Origin of the sequence: Agrobacterium radiobacter (genome assembly GCF_040801995.1) — a bacterium.
Lineage (GTDB): Bacteria > Pseudomonadota > Alphaproteobacteria > Rhizobiales > Rhizobiaceae > Agrobacterium > Agrobacterium radiobacter.
This window is the reverse complement of record NZ_JBEGHX010000002.1, coordinates 33706-53428: the sequence shown is the minus strand read 5'-3', so window position 1 is coordinate 53428 and position 19723 is coordinate 33706. Positions and strand designations below refer to the sequence as shown.

Sequence of the window (19723 nt, the reverse complement as noted above, 5' to 3'; positions counted from 1 at the left end):
CCTACTTACTCCCGCGCGCCGTATTCTGCGGTGGGAAATTGCGACACCGCCGACAAACGACCAGCGCCGATTTCAGAAGCGTCTTGTAGAGTAAAGCTAAAGGTTGCTCCGCAATCCTGATTCAATGAGGCCCACAAACGTCCTTGAAATCCATGGAGGATTGCTTGACTAATTGAAAGGCCAACACCCATGGCGCCCGACTTCGTAGTGTAAAACGCATCGAACAATTTATCGCTAATCGCCGGATTGAATCCGATACCATTGTCGCTGATATCAACGCGTATTTCAGTTGTTGCTGAAACCGAAGTTCGAACATTTATGCACTTTGGTTCTCGGCTGGTTGGAGCCGTCGCTTCAATTGCGTTCAGAAGCAAATTCAGGACGACTTGTTGGATCTGTATCCGGTTTCCAGCTGCGAGTGAGAGGTGTTGCGCAAAGTCAGTGTAGACAATTATACCACTTCCATCGAGTTCGCTCGCTACAAGAGCGATAACTTCATTGACTATGAGGTTTATATCGACGGGTTCGATGGCCGTGCTGCGTTGACCAAAAAGACTTCGTAGACGCTTTATTGTTTCCGCAGCGCGATATCCGTCGCGCTCAACTCTTTTCGCAGCTCGGATCGCACCTTCAAGGTTTGCTGGGTCCGTACTCAACATGAGTTGTGCCGTCTCGGCGCTGGCTACTATCCCAAGTAACGGTTGACTTATGTCGTGAGCAATAGATGCTGTCAGCACGCCTAGCGTCGCAGCGCGAGAAACTTGCGCCATATCAGACCGAAGATGAATCAACGCATCCTGAGCTCGCTGTATCTCCGTTACGTCTTGAACTGAACCAAGATGACGCCGTCTGCCAATTTCGTCGGTCTCACTATGGGTAACAATTCGAATATCTTTCGTCGTCCCATTCTCAAATTGAAGTCTCACTTGTCGGTCGACGTCCTCTCCCGAGTGGCGCGCATTATCAACTAACTCTCGAAAAACCTGCTGATCAGATGGATGTATTTTCGTCTTAATCAGGCTGATTGTGACCGCAGCGTCTCTAGAAATTTCAAATATTCTGTAGATCTCTTCAGAGCACTCAATAGCGTCTAAGTTGTCGCGCCAGAAAAAGCTTCCTGTTGAACTTAATCGCTGCGCCTCCCTCAGCCAGGTCTCGTTGCGTTGTAAGTTCGAATACAATCGCGAATTTGCTAGCCATGACCCTGCCTGAAACGCCAGAAAATCCAGAATTGCAACGCGGTTCGACGAGAACACACCAGGCATCAGACGATTTTCAGCGTATAGGAGCCCAATGACATTATCGGCGTTTAAGATTGGGAGGCAAATAAACGAGCGCGGACGTTTGTCTTTCAGGTACGGATCGTCCTCATCGAGGACCCCGGGTGTAAGCTCGTTACGTATAACCGGTGCTTTAGTTCTGAGAACGTACTTGACCACTGAGCTAGGAAGATCGGTAGGGTCGTTGCGACGTTGCTCTACGACTACTTTGATCGTACCGACATCGGTGGTGCCCGTCGCTTCAATGTTTAATTCACCGTTGCTGAACAGAAGCAGTACACCGCGTTCTGCGCCAGCATGTTGAATTATAAGCCGTATAAACTTTTCGAGGAGGTTGCCTAAGACCATCTCGCCGGAGAGAACTTTTGAGGCTCTCACAACCGCCTCAATGTCCATTGCCGCGACTGGCATCTCGACCGTTTGCAACGGAAAGTCAGATTGCGGTTTCTTGGCAAGGTGAGGATATCGCAAATCCAATAGGCGAGTCTTAGCAACACAGCCCCATCTGTCGAAACACTCCCTTGAAACATTCAGATAGGCGTCAGACGCAATGGCCAATTTTTGCGATGCAAAATATTGTCCCGCAAGTTCGGCAGCGAGTGCTTCGATCTGCAGAAATCGATCGGCGCGAGCTAGCCTGATCGATTTTTCGTAATGTGCTTGTGCTTCACTATCTCTCTTCTCTAGCCTTGCCAATTCTGCACTGAGGAGCGCCTCCCGGCATCGAAAGTTTTCCGGGCAGTTATCGGCCCATTCTATCATTCGATCACGATGGCGGCGAAGATTAGAAAGATAAGTCGCTCGACTGCTTGAAGACAAGCCCACATTTTCAGCAAGCTTTGCGTACGTTAGCCCTGCATAAAAACAGTGCTCGGCCTCCTCGATGGAGGACCTCATTGCCCACCGAATTGATTCAACATTTTCGGCAGCGAGTCGTGCAGCAATAAAATCTTCGGTGAGATAATGTTCTATCAACCTAAAGACCCAGTGATAGCCTATCATCATCGCGACGCCGGGTTGGGGAGCGGTCTCTCTAGTCGCCCAAGCATCTTCATCGGGTGAGACAGTGACATCGCGGGCGAGAAGCTTGCGGACTAATCGTAGCTGGCTGAAAAACTTTTCAGTTGGAAGGCCCAATTGAATATTTGATGCAAAATCGACGGCAGCTTCAACTTCTAACCTCACGGCATCCAATGGTTTGCCGCTCATAAATTCGTGGGTTATCCGGTTCCTGGTATTATAAGCTGCAAACGCTAAGTCGCCAGTGGAGGTAGCTATTCGAAACGCCTCAGCCATGAGCGGTGTGCTCTCCGACAAAGGTTTAATCCAAGGAGTCGTAAACCCGGAAAACAGAGAATAAACCCTAGCTTTGTATCTGCCTCCGCGACTCCGCTCAACAAGTCGGCGTGCGAGCTCGCCAAAATCATAGGCGGTTTTGTAGTCGCCGAATTGCACGCCGACCGCCATATTTAGTGCGGAGTAGGCGATTGGCGTGGTTTCGCTGAGCCCATGATGGAGACTTAGATTCGTCATCTTCAGTAGCAGGAATTCCATCAACCGGCGATCCACTGCATACGCTGCTGGGAACACTTCTGTCATGACCGATACTGCTGCCATGAGTGCAGGATCTGACATCTCAGGCATTTTTTCGATGTCAGCGAAGTGCAAGTTTGCAAGATTGCTGCGCAGCGTTTGAAACTCTGCCCGGACATCGTCCTCGATTGCACTCTCCGGCCATTCAGGGTCCAAAGTCCTTAGGAATGAGACGCCAATATCGACTGCCTTACTGCTTCGGCCTGTCGTGAAAAATAGGAGCACGGAGAGACAAACTACCGCAGCTCGATCAGCGTACCCCGACGCAGTAGTCAGCAGCGTCGATAGTCGTTTCTCGGCGGCTTCGAACGCACCCGTAACAATCTCACTTTCAGCCTGGTTTAATTCCAGTTGAAATAGTAGCGGGTAATGATCCTGCCAATCATCGGCGATCAGTAAGCGGCCGCGCTCAAAATATTTTCTTGCAGATGAATGAGCGCTTGCTGCCTTTGCCCGGTTTCCGGCAAGAAGGTACAGCTCAGCGACAACTGCTGCTTCCTGTGTCGTGATTGCATCGAAACCTCGATCGAACTGGTTTGTTAGCTCGAAGATTCTCTCTTCGAGTTCGCTCTTTTCAATGTTCGCGAGCAACAGCCTCCCTATCCTAAGGTGTTCGCTTGTGCGCGTAACTAGTTCAAATGACGAGTATGCCGCAGCCTGGATGTGGTCGTGAACGAACGATAGCGTGTTGCTTGTGAGCCTTACCAACCCGGCGTTGACCGCAGGGTCGATTACTTCCTCTAGCGCTTTCTGGTTTGTCCCTAAAACGAGCGCTGCCGTACGGACGTCGGAAACGTTTCCTAGCAATGATAGCCGAGCGATCGCGATACGTGATGACTCTGGTAGACGATTGAGTTGCATGGCCAAGAGTTGCCCAACATTATCGGTCAAACCTTTCTTGCTGATCGCAGCTGTATTCCACTCCCATCGTGCTCGGCTTTGCTCAAAGAAAAGCGATCCTTCAGCAGCGAGCTGACGTACGAATTGAGAGGCAAAAAACGGATTCCCGCCTGTTTTCTCACCGACTAGCTCGGCAAGAGCATGAATTCTATCGGGTGGCGTGGAAAGTGACTTTCCAAGCATCTCTTGAAGTTCGTGCTTCTGCAAGGGTTCAAGTTTGATGTGTGTTGACGGGGTCCGAGTTGAGCTCAAATCTTCTAAAACACCTGAGAGCATTGCGTTTTTCTCAACATCTTCATCGCGATATGCGACAACAATGAGGACGTTCCCGAACACAGCGTCGCTGGTGAGTTTGTTTATGAGGTCGAGCGTAGCAGCGTCGAGCCATTGCAAATCATCGATAAACAGGACCAACGGGTGCTCGTCCGTCGCGAATACATTTATAAAAGCGCGGAAGGCAAAATAGAACCGCACGACCGCGGTTGTCATATCTGAGGGTGAGATTGTCGGCTGAGGACCGAGGATATGACCTAGTTCCGGGATCATATCGATAATCAGTTGCGCGTTCCCGTCGAGTGCAGTTGCTAATTTTTCTCGCCACTCGGCTAGATCAGCTTCTTCCTTCACCAACAACCGCTTAACTAGCACTGAAAACGCTTGCGCTATTGTAGCGTAAGGCACATCCCATCGGTGCTGATCAAACTTTCCCGACGCTACAAAAACTGGTTTTCCGGAGAGCCAACGAAACAGCTCCTCAATCAGCGAGGATTTTCCTATGCCGGGAGGTCCAGATACGAGAACAAGTTCGCTCTCGCCGGTTTCGATAACACGGTTGACAGTGTTGGCTAATAGCTGCCGAGGTTCGTTCCGTCCGAACAGCGCCGAAACAGTGCTTGGGACTACGAGGTCGGTAGTGGCCAGTTGGAAAGATGCAACGGACTCCGCGCACTTAAGATCTGTTAAACAACGTAGGAGATCATTTTCAAGGGCCTTCGAGGACTGATACCGGTCGTCAGGATTTTTCTCAAGAAGCTTTAAAATGATCGTTTCGATCTGAGGAGGCAGCGCTCTACAGCGGTCGCTGGGGCGAGGTGATCTCTGTGCGAGGTGCCGATGGGTCCACTCAAGTGTGTCTTGAGCTTGAAAAGGGAGCGAACCCGTAAGGAGTTCGAACATCGTTACTCCGACCGCGTAGAGATCGCTTCTGAAATCTACCGCCCGGTTCACCTTACCGGTTTGCTCAGGTGACATGTAGGCCAGTGTGCCAGCTATGACATCGATCGGTTTGTAGCTGTACCGTTCATTTATCCGTTGTCCCGCAAGCCCAAACCCGATCAGTTTTAAGTTGCCTGTGGGATCTATTAGACAATTCTTGGGTCGAATATCTCCATGACACAATCCTAATTCGTGTGTTTGGCGGACGGAAACCGCTAACTGATAAGCAATTTCCAGCCTTTCTAGGAGGTTTCCGTCAATGGGCTCAGTGATGGTCTCAGGAAATTTATTCTCACCGCCATCCCTCAGCAACAGGACCAACTGTCCATTGTGACTATAGGTGCAAAGATGTTCGAAGATTGCCGGGCAACTCACTCCTGCGAGCAAATCGTATTCCCTCTGAAGACGAGCATTAGCTCTTTCAGCGGATTTGCCATCGTGACTCAATATCGCAATGACGCTGGTACCCGGCTCGACGGTAACACGAAACGAAGTGACGCCCATATCAGACGTGAGGACCTCTAAGCCGGTTATCTCTCTTCCGAGAAGAAACCGAATTGCCGCTTTGACTGCTTCGGGATTCGGTGGGTTGACCGATTGCTCGGAGCCAGTTGATGTACGGGACGTCGACATATTGTTCACTAACTTGCTGGTGGGTTGTCTAAGCTAGTCCATGAAAGGTTGCGCTTTAGAAAGGTGGCCTCATGGTAGCCCCAATCTCGGTTGACGTAGGGCACGGATATTTTCCTGGGTATAGACCACCGGGCGCACAACTTTGTTGGCACGAGTAACTCTGCTCAGCATCTCAATCAATTCGCACCCCACTCCACCAGAAACGTATCTCGAACACCCGTCTACCCAGCTCCTAGCGGTAGGATTATATAGCAATCAATCGAGAACATCGCTCCCAACTGACGTATAGCTAGCTCACGCAAAAACAGTCGGTCACCTTTCGATGTGTCAAGCGCTCGTTTCAAAGACAGCTCTAACTTGATCTCAAAAAAATAGGTGAAACCAAATGACTCAGCGGCTCAACTACGCGCAGCTATCGCCTCAACAGTTCAAGGCTCTGATGGACTTTAGCGAAGAGGTGAAGAACGGCTCTATTGAAAGTTCCATCATTGATTTAGTTGATATTCGAGCGTCGCAATTGAACGGTTGCACATTCTGCCTCGACATGCACGTAAAGGAAGCGACTATTCATCAGGAGAGGCCCCTTCGCCTTCACCACATCGCGAGCTGGCGTGAATCTCAATTGTTTAGTCCGCGGGAGAGGGCTGCGTTGGCGTGGACTGAGGCGCTTACCAAACTCTCTGATATGGGCGTTGCAGATGAGTTGTACGAGCGGGTACGCGGTCAGTTCTCGGAAAAAGAAATTACTGACCTGACATTTCAGATTATGGCTATCAATGCTTGGAATCGAGTTAGTGTCGCGATGCGTTCGATACCAGGCTCTGCCGACAAAGCTTTCGGCTTGGATAAAGCAGGCCTTGCCTAATTTTCGGAGACATAAGAACGTCAGCTTGGCTGACTTATGTGCCATCCCTTAAATACTGCAAATGAGGTGGCCCGGATCAAACGGGCCACCTTTGTTTGGACTTCTTACTATCGACCCAAGAGATCGTTGAGCTCTGGATGTTTCGATACATAACGAGCCATAAACTCGCATGTTGGCCAGACCTTCTGGCCTCGGGTGCGAATGATTGAAAAAATCCCTTCAGCAAGGCTGCTCGCATAACCTTGCCCCGAGTGCTCGTAGGGCACCTCAGTATGGAATAAGATCACGACTCCGTCTTCCATTCTAAAATATGCTAATGCAGACGCCTCTTCATCTATCACCAACTCAAAGCGTTTGAGAGCGGCGTTCTCGAATACGTGTTGTGGCAAATCGTTGCTCCTGTGTGGATGAGCGGACAGCGTAGCCTGAGTGCTACCATCGTCAACGCAAACGAACGTTCGGGTGGCGCACGAGCGGGTCCGAGAAATAACCTCCGATAAATCCGTCGCTGCGATCAGCTTTATTCGCTTTTCTGAACATCGACGAAACGAAATTCGATTGGAGTTCCGATGAGCAACACAACGACGCAAACGCTCGCTGTCGATAAAAACCCTAAAAATATTGTCGGTGGTCGTTACGTTATCGATTCAGTGCACTCAAGAGTGCTGTTCAATGTGCTTCACTTTGGGGTTAGCAACTATTGGGGCGAGTTTTATGGCCCTGTCGGCTGGCTCGAAATTAACCCGATGGAACCAGAAAAAACCAAGATGAGCGTGAGCGTACTGGCCGCGCAGGTAAAAACCAACAGCCCAAAACTGGATGAAGAGCTTCGCAGTGCAGAGTGGTTTGATGCTGAGAACTATCCAAATATCACGCTCTCGGTCGACGAAATCCAACCGGTCACTGAAACGAGCGCCACCTTGAAAGGCATATTCACGTTACATGGTGTGTCGAAGCTCGTGAACTTTGACGTGGAATTTGTGGCGGGCGCGAAAAATTCGTTTACTGGATTGCCAACCATAGGTTTTGAAGCCTCAGCGAGGATAAGCCGTCGAGAGTTCGGCGTTAGCGCCAAGTATCCAGTAGTAGGCGATACCGTGAACATCATTGTAAGCGCTGCGTTTGATTTTGCGTAGGTCGTGGGTAGGTCTGGCTACGAGCTGCCCACAAAAGAGTGGTGCGCAAATCCACTACGTCCATATTGGATCGAACGTGGAACGCACGGCGGAGGCGGCAGCTCTTTGGACAGGATATCTTTGGGTTTCAGTGCTCAGTGACAATCCGTGGGCGATCGTCTCCACACCCATCTCGGCAAGCTGCCGAATATGTTTTCAGCACTTTGGGGTAAGGCTTTCGCGTTCACGTCTCATCTCTGGAAGCGTGGCGCGCTTCCAAGGCGTAACCGCTAGAAAACGCTAATTTTGTCGTCGGCGCCTACTATCGGCTCAACCCAAGTCCCTGAGACCGGGCAAGCTGCTGTTTCAGCGCATAGTCATGGCTGAGCTCGGCATGGCATGTCCGATCCACCATGCGGGCGATTGTGTTGATCTGCTCGGCCTGCTTTGCGAGCTCCGTGCGTGCCTCGAGTTCCTTGGCGAACCTGCGGGGATCAGAACTACCAAACCGCCGCGTGAGCGCGTCAGCGACCAGCTTTGCCTCATCGAGCACGGCTCGGCCCTCAGCTGACGAGCGCAGCTCCGCGATAAACTGGCTCCGCTTCTCCAACGGCGTCTTCTCCACCTTGGCAATGATCTCGGCACTACGCGGCGTGAGGCCAGGGACCTCGATGACGTCACGCTGTTCCCGCTGCCATCGTTCGCTCGCGCGTTCTTCGCCAAGCCGGCGCTCCCATGCCTCGGAGACATAGCCAATATGGGCTGAGAGAGACCTGGCATATTGCAGCGCCTCTTTCCGCTCCTTGTTGTTCCCGAACAGACCCGACTTGCCGCGTAGCTCCCCGAAGCGCTCTGGCTGCTCGGCCATGGCCTTTGCCATGATCTTGCCATTGCCTTCCTTCTCGGTCATCGCGGTGCGCAGTCTCGCGGCGACCTCGACCGGGTCGCGGAACACGCGCCGCGCGAGAGGTTCCACCGTATCGAATCTGTGATCGATGACTGACATCGCTTTTTCCCGGGCCACCTCTTCGATGCTGCGGTGGTGACGGGTGATGGCTGGCACCAGCGGAGTGGGCTTGCCGGGTCCCATCGGCAATTGCTGGCTGACATCTTCTGTGGGGGCAGGGATGGCGCCGTCTTGCGACATGACCTCGGACCACCCAGCTCGTCGTGCCCTGGCTTTGCTTCCTGGCTGACAGGCCGGAACTTGGTTTCAATGTTCGACATAATACGCTCCAGTCTAGATTGACAATGTGACGGTCATGCCGCGTCCTGGATCGTAGAATTCGAGGTTCTAGCGGTCGAGGTATGCCAAAGTTTGGGTCGTTCTCACCGGCGCGGTGTGTATTATTGTAGATCACGGCTCCCATTCGAGAAGCACGTTGAGGGGCGCGTATCTCGGGGTAAGCGACAGGCAAGAGAAGGGTGATATACGTCATGAATTCGAGGGAGGATCGCCTCAAAATCGACCAGGCATTCTTCGACCTGCTGGCCGGTTCCTATGCAAGGCTCACTCGTAACGCTATCGTCTCCGGAGACACGTCACCCACCTAGCTCTATGAAGAAGCGCCTTTCGCCGTCATTGCACACAACATCGAGGTCGATCCCCGGTTCATATACGCCGATGTAACTGCGCAGCGCTATTCGGCTATCCTTGGTCGGATCTCATGCGTCTGCCGTCGCGGCTCTCGGCAACGGCGCCCAACAGAGAGGAAAGGCATAGACTGCTGGACGCGGTTTCGAAAAATGGGTTCGTCGACAATTATCGCGGGGTACGAACGACGAAGAACGGTCGCGAATTTTGGATGGAAGACGGGCTAGTCTGGCAGCTTATCGATGAGCACGGCGCATATTGCGGACAGGCTGCGGCGTTTTCGAAGTGGACCTTCGCAAATCACACGCCAATCAAACCGCCGAACGTTGCGGTGCCCTGCCTACAGCTCTTGGCGAAAGCCTAACCAACGTCATATCTCTTTGCGATTTCGGCAGAGGTCTTCTCCAGTCCGGGATAGATGGATGTTCAGTTGGCCAACTGCTCGAGGATTCTTTGCTTGTCTCTGACGGTGACGCGTTGGATGTTGAGACCGTTGTGGCCTGTCTCAGGTAGGACGGCTTATCTGCCAAAGATCAGATAGGTGTCCGACTGCGACATGATGCGCTCATGCGTACTACTGCCGCGAACGAACTGGATCCTCTCCAGGTCGCTAGGCACGATGCGCGCCTCAAAGTAGGGCTTCTCCCGCCGGATAAAATTCAAAAGCCTTCCTTATTCGGAAAGTCGGTTGAAGTCCTTAAGCGAATGGCTGGTGTCCGAGGGAGGACAGCATGACTTTAAGCGAGCGACTGCAGTTCCGCGTTGAGAAGACGGCATGCGGTCATCCCCTCGATCACTTCTCTCCCACGCGCTTTTTGAACGCGGTCGATATCGCGGTCTGCTCGCTCGGTTTCCCCGGCGATTTCCCCACCATAGCAATTGCCGCCGATTGCGATGAGTTCGTTGGAACCGTTGGGCCGATCCTTCAATGTCGCCAACGGTCAGTTAGCTTTGGGTGTCTCGGCAGCAGGTGGTTCGGCAATTGGTATCGTAAAAAATGAAGACCGCTCCATTTGGCTCATTCTTCTCAACCCACAACTGGCCGCCATGTGAGGTGATAAAGGATCTGCAGGTTGCGAGTCCCACGCCCAAGCCGTGTCTCTTAGTCGTATGCGGCCAACTGTCGATGTCGGCGATGGGCCGAGACTGTTTGAGATTTCTAGCGCGGCCGCACTTCCCTACACTCAGTCACGAGATGGACGACCATTTGCTTGCAACATCAGAAGTACTCCGAGTAGCCCGCACGTATAGTTACCTCCGCGCCGCCAACATTCTAAAACAGTCCGAAATTCGATAGACATTTGGCGCTCGCGCGGGAGAAAACCTTATGGAAGACCAAAGAAGCCGTTTCTTGGCCGGCGTCGTTGTTCCTGACACCGACGTGGTTAGGCTCGCTTGGGAATTTGCTGAGGCAAGGTGCGAATCCTATCTCTTCAATCACGTGGTCCGATCCTGGTTGTTCGCGACCAGCATCGCTTCACTACAAAATATAGCTCATGATCGGGAGGTGCTCGCGCTCGGTACGCTGCTCCACGACGTGACACTAAACATGTCGTTTCGTGGTCCAAGACGCTTCGAGGTCGAGGGGGCAGATATTGCCCGCCAGTTTGCCATTGACGCGGGGCTTGATGCGCGCCGAGTGCAGTTGGTCTGGGATTGTGTGGCGCTGAATTCGACGCCATCTATCGGCCTCTACAAGGAAGCAGAGGTCTCATTGTGCACGGCAGGGATCTGCCTGGACGTAGTGGGCCTAGGGTATGAAAAGATCTACGCAGTCGAGATGAAGGCGATCACTACGGCTTTCCCGAGGCTGGAGATGAAAAAGAAGATGACGAAGTGCTTTTGCCACATGGTGGAAGCAGCGCCGCTAACCTCGCACGACAATTTTTTAAGAGACTTCGGAGCGCGCTATGTTGACGGATATTCGCCTCCGTCTTCCGTCGACTTCGTGATGAACACTCCCTTCGACAGCTAAGATCCAATCGATACTCTACGGTAAGGGCCGCCGACAACTTCACAAGGCGGTCAGACCGCATCTGTATCCGTTCGAGATTCTCTGCCCACCGTCGCAGATGCACCGCCTTTATCGTGGTGGCGTGGATTCCCTGTCACTTCGCCGTCAGGTTGAGCTACGATCGCGTGGTAGCTGCTGCCGCTTTGGCGTAACCTCCAACTCACTGCTTCCACAACCATTTAACCGGTTGGGGAGCACGACTGGGCGACCACCACCGCAACCTGAGGCGACAATTCCGGACCGCAGGCTCTCAAACGAGCGTATAGCTAGCCCGCTTCGGCCGCGGCTGGCCTATTGGCGTGGAATAGAACGGCGAGGCAAGATCCATGACAAACGAGAAACTGACCACGGTCGCAGGCGCGCCGGTGCCTGACAATTTCAACATCGAGACTGCAGGGCGCCGAGGGCCGGCGTTGCTCCAGGACATCTGGCTTATCGAGAAGCTTGCCCGCCTTGAACATGGCCGGATCTGCGTAGCCGAGGGGCACGATGATCAGGCCGAGGTGCGCCATTGGCGTGTAGATGGATAGCAGGGTCGACTCGTTTCCACCGTGCTTTGACGATGTCGAACCAAACACCGATCCGACCTTTCCATTCAACTTGCCCTGGAACCAGATGCCGCCCAGAGCGTCGATGTATGCCTTGAGCTCCGATGAGATGGAGCCGAACCTGGTAGGCGTGCCGAAGACGATTGCGTCCGCCCATTCAGCGTCCGCCTCGGTGGGCGCCTCGTACTTCTCATTCATGGCGAGCGCGCTTTCGCGCCAACCGGGAACCTGGGATATTACGTCCTCTCCGACAAGCTCCCTCGCGCGCCGTAGGCGCACTTCTGCACCTTGCTGAACCGCGCCTTCGGCGATCGCATTCGCCAAAATATCGGTCGAGCCGTTGCGTGAATAAAACGCGATCAGCACTTTTGGTTTCGTCATCTCATGCCTCCACCCGCCTGTCCGAGTACCGCGATTGCTCCTATCCGTCCACATAGACGCCGTTCTGCCGGGAACGAACCGGCTCGTTCCAACGGATCTCGTTCAGTTGGAGAACGTGCAGAGACAGCTCAACGCAGTCGATCTAACTCCGCATCCTGGCCTCCTCTATGGTTTTCATCCGGAAGACGACAGGCGCCCTCAGCCAATCAAGCAGGCGATGTCTTCGGTCTACGAGGAGAAGATCGAAGCATTGACCGCGTTAATCAAAGCCAACGAAGCAGACGCCTACCTCGTTGCTGCGTATCAGGCGAAGATCGCGAAGGAAGCTGGCGGCAGAGAAGTCCGCCACGATCCCGGCTTCCAGAAAGATCTCCGCGGTTTCACCCGGGACATTCTTCTCAAGCTCGACGATGACTTGCGGCAAAAAGAATTCATTTGGCTTTGCGCAGCCCACTTGACGCTGGCCGACCTCTTCTGGGCGGTCAGTCTGGTTCGTTTGAAGTATCTGGGATTAGCAAGGCTATGGAGCGACTTGCCGCAGATCGATGTATACCTTGAACATCTCCTCAAGCTGCCTTCGATTCAGTCCGAGGTCCTCGCCTCTACCATATCATCCATGCCCCCTCCGACTACCTGACCACCTGAAGTCTCGACCAACCTTAGCGTCGGGGAATGAGATCGTTAAACTCCGGATGTTGAGTGGCATACCGAGCCATGAACCCGCACCTAGGCCGAATTTTCTCATTGGTTGCCCGAAGGCTGGCGAAAATCGCGTCCGCCAGCCGGGTGGCATAGCCTTGGCCGGCGTACTCGAAGGGCACCTCGGTGTGGACCAGAACAATAACGCCGTCTTCCTCGCGGTAGTAGGCTGCCGCGACCGCCTCTTCATTGATTGGCAGCTCGAAGCGGCTCAGAGTTAGGTTCTTCGTGATATCGTATAGCATTGGGATCATTCCTTCTTGTGCGCCGTAAGGTCGGCGGCCCCCCGCCAACCGTCAACGCAAACCATCGTTTGGCTGGTCGTCCCGATGTATTGCCTACAGACTTCCATTCGATAATGCCGCGAAGTCGGGCAAGGCTCAATGGGAGGAATATCCTAGGACCTTGGGCAATGTTCTCAAAGTCACGTCGCGGCAGATAATTCGCGAATAGAAATGTCTGGATCATATTAGGGCGCTTGTGTCGTTTGCTCCGATTAACGTTTGCGACGTCAGCGCCCAAACATTCGTTTGGATTGTCGGGAAGCTTGAAGTGGTTAGGAATAATCGGGCGCCCGTTCTGCCACTGCAAATCCGAGCAACCGGATACTGGAATAGAGCGCCATCGATATCAGCGCGGCGGTGTACTGAGTTGGTGCTTAAGAGACCAACGAAAGGCACAGAGGCAACATGGAACAACAGCATCACGTGAAATTCAAAATCGGCACCCTGAATATCAGATCACTTGTCGGTCTCTCCGGCGTGTTCATCGGTGCCATTACGGCCGGGTTAAACAGCAGGTCAGGCTCTCTCGGCCTCGCAGATATGCGTGGTGGATTGGGTTTCGGGCTCGACGAATTTTCTTGGGTCAACACAAGCTACGCGGCGGGCGAGTTGGCCGTCATGCCGTTCGCATCTTGGTTTGCCGTCACCTTCGCAATGCGGCGCTACCACCTTGTTATGATTTCAATGGCCTCCGTCCTCGCCATCCTGACCCCGCTGACTACCAACATAAACACGCTATGTCTTATGAGATTTCTTCATGGCGTTGCTGCGGGCGGGCTTATTCCGTTGCTCATGTCAGCAGCGTTAAGGATCCTCCCTTTGAACCTGCGCTTGCATGGCCTTGCTCTTTACGCGATGACGGCAACATTTGTACCGAACATCTCGGTTTGGCTTGTAGGGATCTGGACGGACGTTCTTGTAGATTGGCGGTGGATTTACTGGCAATTCCTGATCTTCGCGCCGTTCTCGGTCATGATGGTATGGTGGGGGTTCCCCAGGGAACATATCCAGTGGTCGAGGTTCTCAGGAATAAATCTCAAGGGATTGGCGACAGGCGCGCCGGGGTTGATCGCAGTCGCCATTGCGATAGACCAGGGCAACCGGCTGGACTGGTTCAATTCGCCGGTGATCTGCTGGGCGCTGACGTTCGGGATTGTCTCGACGCTGCTTTATGCATTGACGGAATGGCACCACCCGATGCCGTTTGTAAAGCTCCAGCTCTTAGGGCGTCGTAACCTTGGAATCCTGTTGTCCGCCTTCGTTTTCTTGTTGATCGTGTTCGCCTCGGGGGCAGTTGTTCCGACCAATTTTCTGTCTCTTGTGTGGGGCTATCGTTCTGCGGACAATGCGCCAATCGCACTCCTGATAGGCCTCCCCCAGGTCCTTCTCGGGTCTCTCGTCGCGGTGCTGATCTATCAAAAATGGGTGGATGCCCGGCTCGTTCTGGCAACGGGCCTATGCTTCATAGCGGTTGCGTGTTTCTGGGGCGCGCAACTAGATAGCAGCTGGATATGGCGGGAGTTCCTGACGCTTCAATTGGTGCAGGCAATCGGGCAACCGCTGGCGGTTGTCCCCCTGTTGTTTCTAACGACAAGTGTCGTCCATCCAAGTGAGGGACCCTATATTTCTGGTTGCGTTAATACGTTGCGTGCCCTCGGCTCACTTATGGGGGGGGCGGCGGTCGGTCGGCTGCTCGAACTCAGGGAGCGGTTTCATTCAGAGATCCTGGTGGATCGTCTTGGGGCAGTCGATGCCGTGGTTCCTCAAAACTACACCCCATCCGAACTCGTGGCGCTAATTGCACCGCAGGTCGCGACGCTCGCAACCGCAGACATTTACCGCGTTCTCGGATGCCTCGCCCTCATCCTGGTCCCGGTCGTATTGCTGGCTCAATACATCCCCCCTCCTACGTATGCTGAAGAAAATCACAACAAACCTTAACTGGACACGTCTTATGAAAAATTACACCTCTTACGGGGTCGGCGGCACCGCCGCCATTGTTCTTGCCTTTGCCTATGCTCATTTCAACAAACCTGAATCAGAGGCTGACAGGCAATGGACAAATGATGCATATGTGCAGGCGGACTATACTAATGTGTCTTCGCGAGTATCAGGGGTTATATCCGATGTGCTCGTTGAAGACGATCAGTGGGTGAAGGAGGGCGACGTTCTCGCCATTCTTGATCAAAGGGATTATAAAGTTGAAGCCGATCAGGCCGAGGCGCTGGTTGGTGTGGCTGAGGCGGCGGTGAACTCTACGCAAGCTCAAATTTTACGCCAAAGTGCGCTAATCGCGCAGGCACGTGCTACGGTTGACGCCGATAGAGCTGCACTCGCGCTCGCCAGCTCGGTAGCAGTTCGACAGCGACAACTCGCGAAAAATGGATCGTCTACGATTCAGGCACTCGAACAGGCAGAGTCATCGCTTTCGGCGGCAACGGCTTTAGAAGCAAGTCATGTCGCTGCTTTCGATGCTGCCACCAGTCAGTTGCCAATTCTACATAGTGACTTGAAGGGTGCAGAGGCAGCATTGAGTAAGGCGAATGCTGCGCGAGACGAGGCAGAGCTGAAATTGTCATACACCACAATCAAGGCCCCGATCTCAGGAATGATTGGCCAAAAGGCGTTACGGAAGGGTGCGTTCGTTGCGACGGGCACCACGCTCGTTTCCGTCGTCCCCCTCGATGAGATCTATATTCGTGCCAATTATCGGGAAACGCAGCTTGCAAATGTCAAGTCGGGACAACGCGTCACGATTGAAGTCGACGCCGTTCCAGGAGTGAAGCTGAATGGGGCCGTTAAAAGCATCGGTGCTGCGAGCGGGCTAAGTTTCGCACCGATAGCACCACTCAACGCCACAGGGAATTTTACGAAGATCGTTCAACGGCTACCAGTGCGGATCAAGCTTGAGCCGGGCCAACCCTTCCTAGAGCGTTTGCGGGTGGGTATGTCCGTTGCGCCGGAAATCATCACTGATTAAGTCAAAAGGATGGGTTAGCCTCCAAATTGACGACGCTGTTCTATGCCTTCCCAGGCTACGTGAAGTGGCTAACGATACCAGCTGTGATTGGCGCGCGCGGTCTGGGGAGATTTGACCGGCAGGAGATCTTCGATTTGGGCGATGTTGTCGCGCTGCGGCAACTCATTGATCACGAGCTAAGCCAAGTATGCGGCTCCGCGCCCCTGGGTGCGGCATGTCAGTATCAAACTATAGATCCTGACGCCCGCCTTTTTTCAATCAGCGGTATTCTCAGCAGGCTCGTTGGACTTCACGGTGGTGCTGAAGAAGGCGGAAATCGCCATATCGAGGGATGGCAAGGGTGCGTGGCATGACAACGTCTTCGTCGAACGGCTCTGGCGGTCGATCAAATACGGGGAAGTCTACTTCCACGTCTACAAGACCGTGTCCGAGGCTCGCGTCAGCATTGGTCGATATCTGTCCTTTTACAATAGCCGTCTCCCATATTCATCCCTTGACCGGCATACGCCGAATCAGGCCTACTTCAACGCGCCGGCACCAATGATGGTGGCGGCATAATCGAGGCGGGAATCCACTTAGCAAAACGCCCGAAACTGGTCAGACAAACCGAGCCATGTGTGGACGGCCCCGTTTTTGCAAGTGGAAAAAGTAAGTTTCGGTGCGGTCGGGTGCAGCCATGTGTCCGGCCTCGATGTGCGGCGCACATATGGCCGCGGGCCTTGATGAAGTCCGCAGATTGGATCCCAATCACCTCTACGCGCACGAAGCGCTTGGCTCGGAAGGGTTGTCCCAATCCCCGGTTCGACCGGTTCGTCATCAATACTCAGTCCTCATGCAAACCACTTCGAGAAGATATGCCTCGAATGTGGATAGGTGTTACGCAACCGTCGCTGCGTAGGATTGCTTCCGGATCAGCAAGGCCCAGACGATGCGTGCCAATTTATTCGCTAACGCCACCGTTACCAGTCTGCTCGGTTTGCGGTCGAGCAATTGGGATGCCCAGATTTTGATGCCGTGACCCTGGCGAGTGAACCGGGTGACTGCAGTCGCCCCAAGGACCAGAAGTCGCCGAATATATCCGTTCCCCTGCTTGCTAATTCCTACAAGCCGTTCCTTCCCGCCGCTGCTATGCGATTTTGGCGTTAAGCCAAGCCAAGCTGCATATTGGCGCGATGACTTGAATAGTGTTGCATCCGGAACCGCTGCAACAATCGCGCTGGCAGTTATGGGTCCGATACCCGGGATTGTCGCAAGACGCTGGCTGACTTCATTTGCGCGGTGCCAGTCTTTGATCTCGGTTTCGATCTTATCGATCTCAATCCTTACGCTGTTGAGTTGCCGTTCGCGATATTCCTGCCACAACAGCGTCAGTGTCACGCCCTTCCGCTTCAATTCACTGGCGATCTTGCCCCAGTCGGGTTCGTGCATGTCCTGGGGCGGACGGCCGCGACGATGGAACAGGCGGCGCTGCAGAATGCCATCATCGTCCAGCCCAGGTGGCAACGGCCAGCCCGTCAGCCCGGCCTCACGCGCCCGCAGCAGGTAGGTCGAAATGGTCGTTTTGCTGATCTTCAGCCGTTCCGATATCGCACGAACCGAAAGCCCCTGTTCGTGCGTCAGTCGCAATATCGATCGAATGTCCTTCACGTCAGTAAGTCTCACCTGCTTCCGCCTCCCCATTCATCAGCCCCTCGTTCAAATCGAGGTCCAGAATGGCAAAACGGCGCGTGCGAAAGTCGATCTCTTTATGCCGAAAGACTGTCCGGGATTTACCGGAATCGCTGTCCGCGAATTAGCGGAAATGCTGTCCCGGATTTAGTGAAATCGCTGCCCGCACAAACATCAGCCAGACGGATGCGCAAACGCGTGTAAACCAGACGGTTGAACGCGTGCAGGCCGTGAGGGCGGAAGCGCAGAAGAAGGTCGATGAAGCGCAGAAGCAGGTAGAGACCGTGAAGGCTGAGGCGCAGAAGGCATTGGACGACGCCAAGACCAAGGCTGCGGATGCTGCAGAAAAAGCGCGCGTCGCAGGCATTCTGACTGCGTTCCTGCTGGCCGCTTCCGCACTCGTTTCCGCTGCCGCTGCCTATATCGGCGCAGTACACGGTGGCCGGCACAGAGACGAAGGCCGTATCTGGGGTGGTCTTTCCTACCGCAAGTAACCAGAGCGACGGCAAGAAAAATCTGCTTTTCACAAATGTCCTGCCCGGACCGAATTCCGGGCAGGACTTTCGTTTTAGGTATCTGCCGTCACCGACAGGGTCAATCGCGACGCTGCAGCAAGGCAAGTGCGACCGTGGATGCCGCCAGGATCGCGGTCAGCGCCAGCGGCGCAGTGGCACCGTAGGAATCCACGATATAGCCGCCGACAACCGCCCCGATACTGATAGCCACCTGGAAAGAAACAACCATCAGGCTGCCTGCCGCCTCCAGCGCGTCGGGTGCGCCGCGGGAAAGGTTGGTCGGCAGCACCACGGGCGCCATGCCAAAGGCAAGGCCCCAGAGCGCGACGAGCGCGAATGCGGCGCTGCTATGAACACCCCATAGGACGAGGGCGATTGTTGCAAATGCCATCAGGGAGGCGGTAACGATGAGCGCGAGGCGGATACTGGTGTCTGCCATGCGGCCTCCCAGCACATTGCCGATCACGGAAGCGACGCCAAAGCCGAGCAGGGCGAGAGCAATCGGCGTGGTCTCAAGCAGCGTCACCTGTTCGAGGAAGGGACGCACATAGACCGAACCGGCAAAATGCCCCGTCATTAGCAACAGGATGGCAAGCATCCCAAGTTGAACGCTACGCCGCCGCGTCAGGCGGAAAACATCGGAAAGACTGTTGCTTGTACTTGCCGGCAGCGAGGGCAGGCTGAATATTTGTAGCAGCATGGCAATAATCGCAAGCCCCGCCGTCATCGACATGGCAATGCGCCATCCCACCCAGTCGCTGATCAAGGCGCCCATGGAGGGAGCCGCAATGGTGGCCAGTGAAACGCCGAGTGTGACGATAGCCATGCCGCGCCCGGTCGAATTCGCGCCAACGAGCCGCGCCACGACAGCAACCGAAAGCGCCCAGAAACCGCTGAGCGCAATACCCAGTCCGGCCCGGCCGACCAGCAATAGCCAGAAATCGGCAGCAACTGATGCGAGAATGTTGGAGCCGATCGCCAGCGCACTGAGACCGACAAGCACGGTCTTGCGGTTCAGTTTGCCGATGAGAACATTGCTCAGCAACGCGGTCACAGCACCCACGGAGGCCGTCGCCGTGACAACCTGTCCCGCCGTACCCTCCGTAATGCCGAGATCTCGCGCCATGGGCGTCAACAAACCTGCGGGCAAAAACTCGGCCGATACCAGCGCAAAGCTGGTGGCCGCCATCGAAAGAACCGCAAACCAGGTTGCGGCGGTCCATGCGGGTTCCTCTGCGGCCTCCAGGCCAATCGTTGACCCATCAAATTCTGATGTCGTGTCCGTCATGGTGTCTCTCCTTGAGTTGGGAGAGTTTTAACCGAATTTTTTCGGATGATATGTATCTAAAAATCCGAAATTCATACCTATTCCTCCGAAATTTGTGCATTGCACAAAGTTGGATGTGCTCGCGCGCAGTCGAGTGCTCAGATAACAACCG

12 protein-coding genes and 8 pseudogenes are annotated in these 19723 nt (G+C 54.1%); 11 read left to right on the top strand and 9 right to left on the bottom strand.

What is annotated here, in order from left to right; translation table 11 throughout:
• Nucleotides 1-5 precede the first annotated feature (5 nt).
• On the bottom strand, nt 6-5621 hold the full coding sequence (locus MRBLRC7O_RS14245) for a trifunctional serine/threonine-protein kinase/ATP-binding protein/sensor histidine kinase (protein ID WP_367727467.1): 5616 nt from the start codon (nt 5619-5621) through the stop codon (nt 6-8).
• A gap of 385 nt (nt 5622-6006) precedes the next feature.
• Between MRBLRC7O_RS14245 and MRBLRC7O_RS14240 the strand changes: the two genes are divergently transcribed.
• Nucleotides 6007-6486, top strand: a complete 480-nt coding sequence (locus MRBLRC7O_RS14240) for a carboxymuconolactone decarboxylase family protein (RefSeq protein ID WP_060726807.1) — start codon at nt 6007-6009, stop codon at nt 6484-6486.
• A 107-nt stretch (nt 6487-6593) separates the two neighbouring features.
• Here the strand turns inward: MRBLRC7O_RS14240 and MRBLRC7O_RS14235 are convergent, their stop codons facing one another.
• Nucleotides 6594-6827: a GNAT family N-acetyltransferase gene (locus tag MRBLRC7O_RS14235; protein WP_269084498.1), complete on the bottom strand. Its 234-nt coding sequence runs from the start codon at nt 6825-6827 to the stop codon at nt 6594-6596.
• A 228-nt stretch (nt 6828-7055) separates the two neighbouring features.
• Between MRBLRC7O_RS14235 and MRBLRC7O_RS14230 the strand changes: the two genes are divergently transcribed.
• Nucleotides 7056-7622, top strand: coding sequence for a YceI family protein (locus MRBLRC7O_RS14230; RefSeq protein ID WP_367727466.1), 567 nt, complete (start codon nt 7056-7058; stop codon nt 7620-7622).
• A gap of 301 nt (nt 7623-7923) precedes the next feature.
• Here the strand turns inward: MRBLRC7O_RS14230 and MRBLRC7O_RS14225 are convergent.
• Nucleotides 7924-8772: pseudogene (locus MRBLRC7O_RS14225) on the bottom strand (BID domain-containing protein); the annotation flags it as partial.
• Nucleotides 8773-9038: 266 nt separating this feature from the next.
• Here MRBLRC7O_RS14225 and MRBLRC7O_RS14220 point away from each other — a divergent pair.
• A pseudogene (locus tag MRBLRC7O_RS14220) lies at nt 9039-9484 on the top strand (MEKHLA domain-containing protein); the annotation flags it as partial.
• 442 nt (nt 9485-9926) lie between these two features.
• Nucleotides 9927-10196, top strand: a complete 270-nt coding sequence (locus tag MRBLRC7O_RS14215) for a hypothetical protein (RefSeq protein WP_162734248.1) — start codon at nt 9927-9929, stop codon at nt 10194-10196.
• Here the strand turns inward: MRBLRC7O_RS14215 and MRBLRC7O_RS14210 are convergent.
• Nucleotides 10141-10281, bottom strand: a complete 141-nt coding sequence (locus MRBLRC7O_RS14210; protein WP_364653112.1) for an ATP-binding protein — start codon at nt 10279-10281, stop codon at nt 10141-10143. The genes MRBLRC7O_RS14215 and MRBLRC7O_RS14210 overlap by 56 nt on opposite strands.
• A 241-nt stretch (nt 10282-10522) precedes the next feature.
• Here MRBLRC7O_RS14210 and MRBLRC7O_RS14205 point away from each other — a divergent pair, with 241 nt between their 5' ends.
• Together MRBLRC7O_RS14205 and MRBLRC7O_RS25525 are read left to right on the top strand one after the other, a co-directional pair.
• On the top strand, nt 10523-11170 hold the full coding sequence (locus tag MRBLRC7O_RS14205; RefSeq protein ID WP_060726812.1) for an HD domain-containing protein: 648 nt from the start codon (nt 10523-10525) through the stop codon (nt 11168-11170).
• A 365-nt stretch (nt 11171-11535) separates the two neighbouring features.
• A pseudogene (locus tag MRBLRC7O_RS25525) lies at nt 11536-11667 on the top strand (catalase); the annotation flags it as partial.
• A 54-nt stretch (nt 11668-11721) separates the two neighbouring features.
• Here MRBLRC7O_RS25525 and MRBLRC7O_RS14195 read toward each other — a convergent pair.
• Nucleotides 11722-12138, bottom strand: a pseudogene (locus MRBLRC7O_RS14195) (NAD(P)H-dependent oxidoreductase); the annotation flags it as partial.
• 106 nt (nt 12139-12244) lie between these two features.
• Here MRBLRC7O_RS14195 and MRBLRC7O_RS14190 point away from each other — a divergent pair.
• Nucleotides 12245-12775, top strand: coding sequence for a glutathione S-transferase family protein (locus tag MRBLRC7O_RS14190; RefSeq protein WP_367727464.1), 531 nt, complete (start codon nt 12245-12247; stop codon nt 12773-12775).
• A 22-nt stretch (nt 12776-12797) separates the two neighbouring features.
• On the opposite strand, the gene MRBLRC7O_RS14185 is transcribed toward MRBLRC7O_RS14190, so the two are convergent.
• A complete protein-coding gene (locus tag MRBLRC7O_RS14185; RefSeq protein ID WP_364653096.1) occupies nt 12798-13082 on the bottom strand; it encodes a GNAT family N-acetyltransferase in 285 nt (94 codons plus the stop codon).
• A gap of 444 nt (nt 13083-13526) precedes the next feature.
• Between MRBLRC7O_RS14185 and MRBLRC7O_RS14180 the strand changes: the two genes are divergently transcribed.
• The 3 genes and pseudogenes from MRBLRC7O_RS14180 to MRBLRC7O_RS14170 form a co-directional block, all read left to right on the top strand.
• Nucleotides 13527-15062 (top strand): MFS transporter, encoded by a 1536-nt coding sequence (locus MRBLRC7O_RS14180; RefSeq protein WP_113138265.1) that lies wholly within the window; start codon nt 13527-13529, stop codon nt 15060-15062.
• Nucleotides 15063-15075: 13 nt separating this feature from the next.
• Nucleotides 15076-16101: an HlyD family secretion protein gene (locus MRBLRC7O_RS14175; RefSeq protein WP_364653098.1), complete on the top strand. Its 1026-nt coding sequence runs from the start codon at nt 15076-15078 to the stop codon at nt 16099-16101.
• Nucleotides 16102-16380: 279 nt separating this feature from the next.
• A pseudogene (locus MRBLRC7O_RS14170) lies at nt 16381-16659 on the top strand (integrase core domain-containing protein); the annotation flags it as partial.
• A 318-nt stretch (nt 16660-16977) separates the two neighbouring features.
• Here MRBLRC7O_RS14170 and MRBLRC7O_RS14165 read toward each other — a convergent pair.
• Nucleotides 16978-17439, bottom strand: a pseudogene (locus MRBLRC7O_RS14165) (IS110 family RNA-guided transposase); the annotation flags it as partial.
• A 6-nt stretch (nt 17440-17445) separates the two neighbouring features.
• Nucleotides 17446-17781: pseudogene (locus tag MRBLRC7O_RS14160) on the bottom strand (sigma factor-like helix-turn-helix DNA-binding protein); the annotation flags it as partial.
• Between the two features lie 137 nt (nt 17782-17918).
• Here MRBLRC7O_RS14160 and MRBLRC7O_RS14155 point away from each other — a divergent pair.
• Nucleotides 17919-18263, top strand: a pseudogene (locus MRBLRC7O_RS14155) (hypothetical protein); the annotation flags it as partial.
• Between the two features lie 100 nt (nt 18264-18363).
• On the opposite strand, the gene MRBLRC7O_RS14150 reads toward MRBLRC7O_RS14155, so the two are convergent.
• Entirely contained in the window at nt 18364-19572 is a 1209-nt protein-coding gene (locus MRBLRC7O_RS14150) for an MFS transporter (RefSeq protein WP_364653100.1), read from the bottom strand.
• Nucleotides 19573-19723 lie beyond the last annotated feature (151 nt).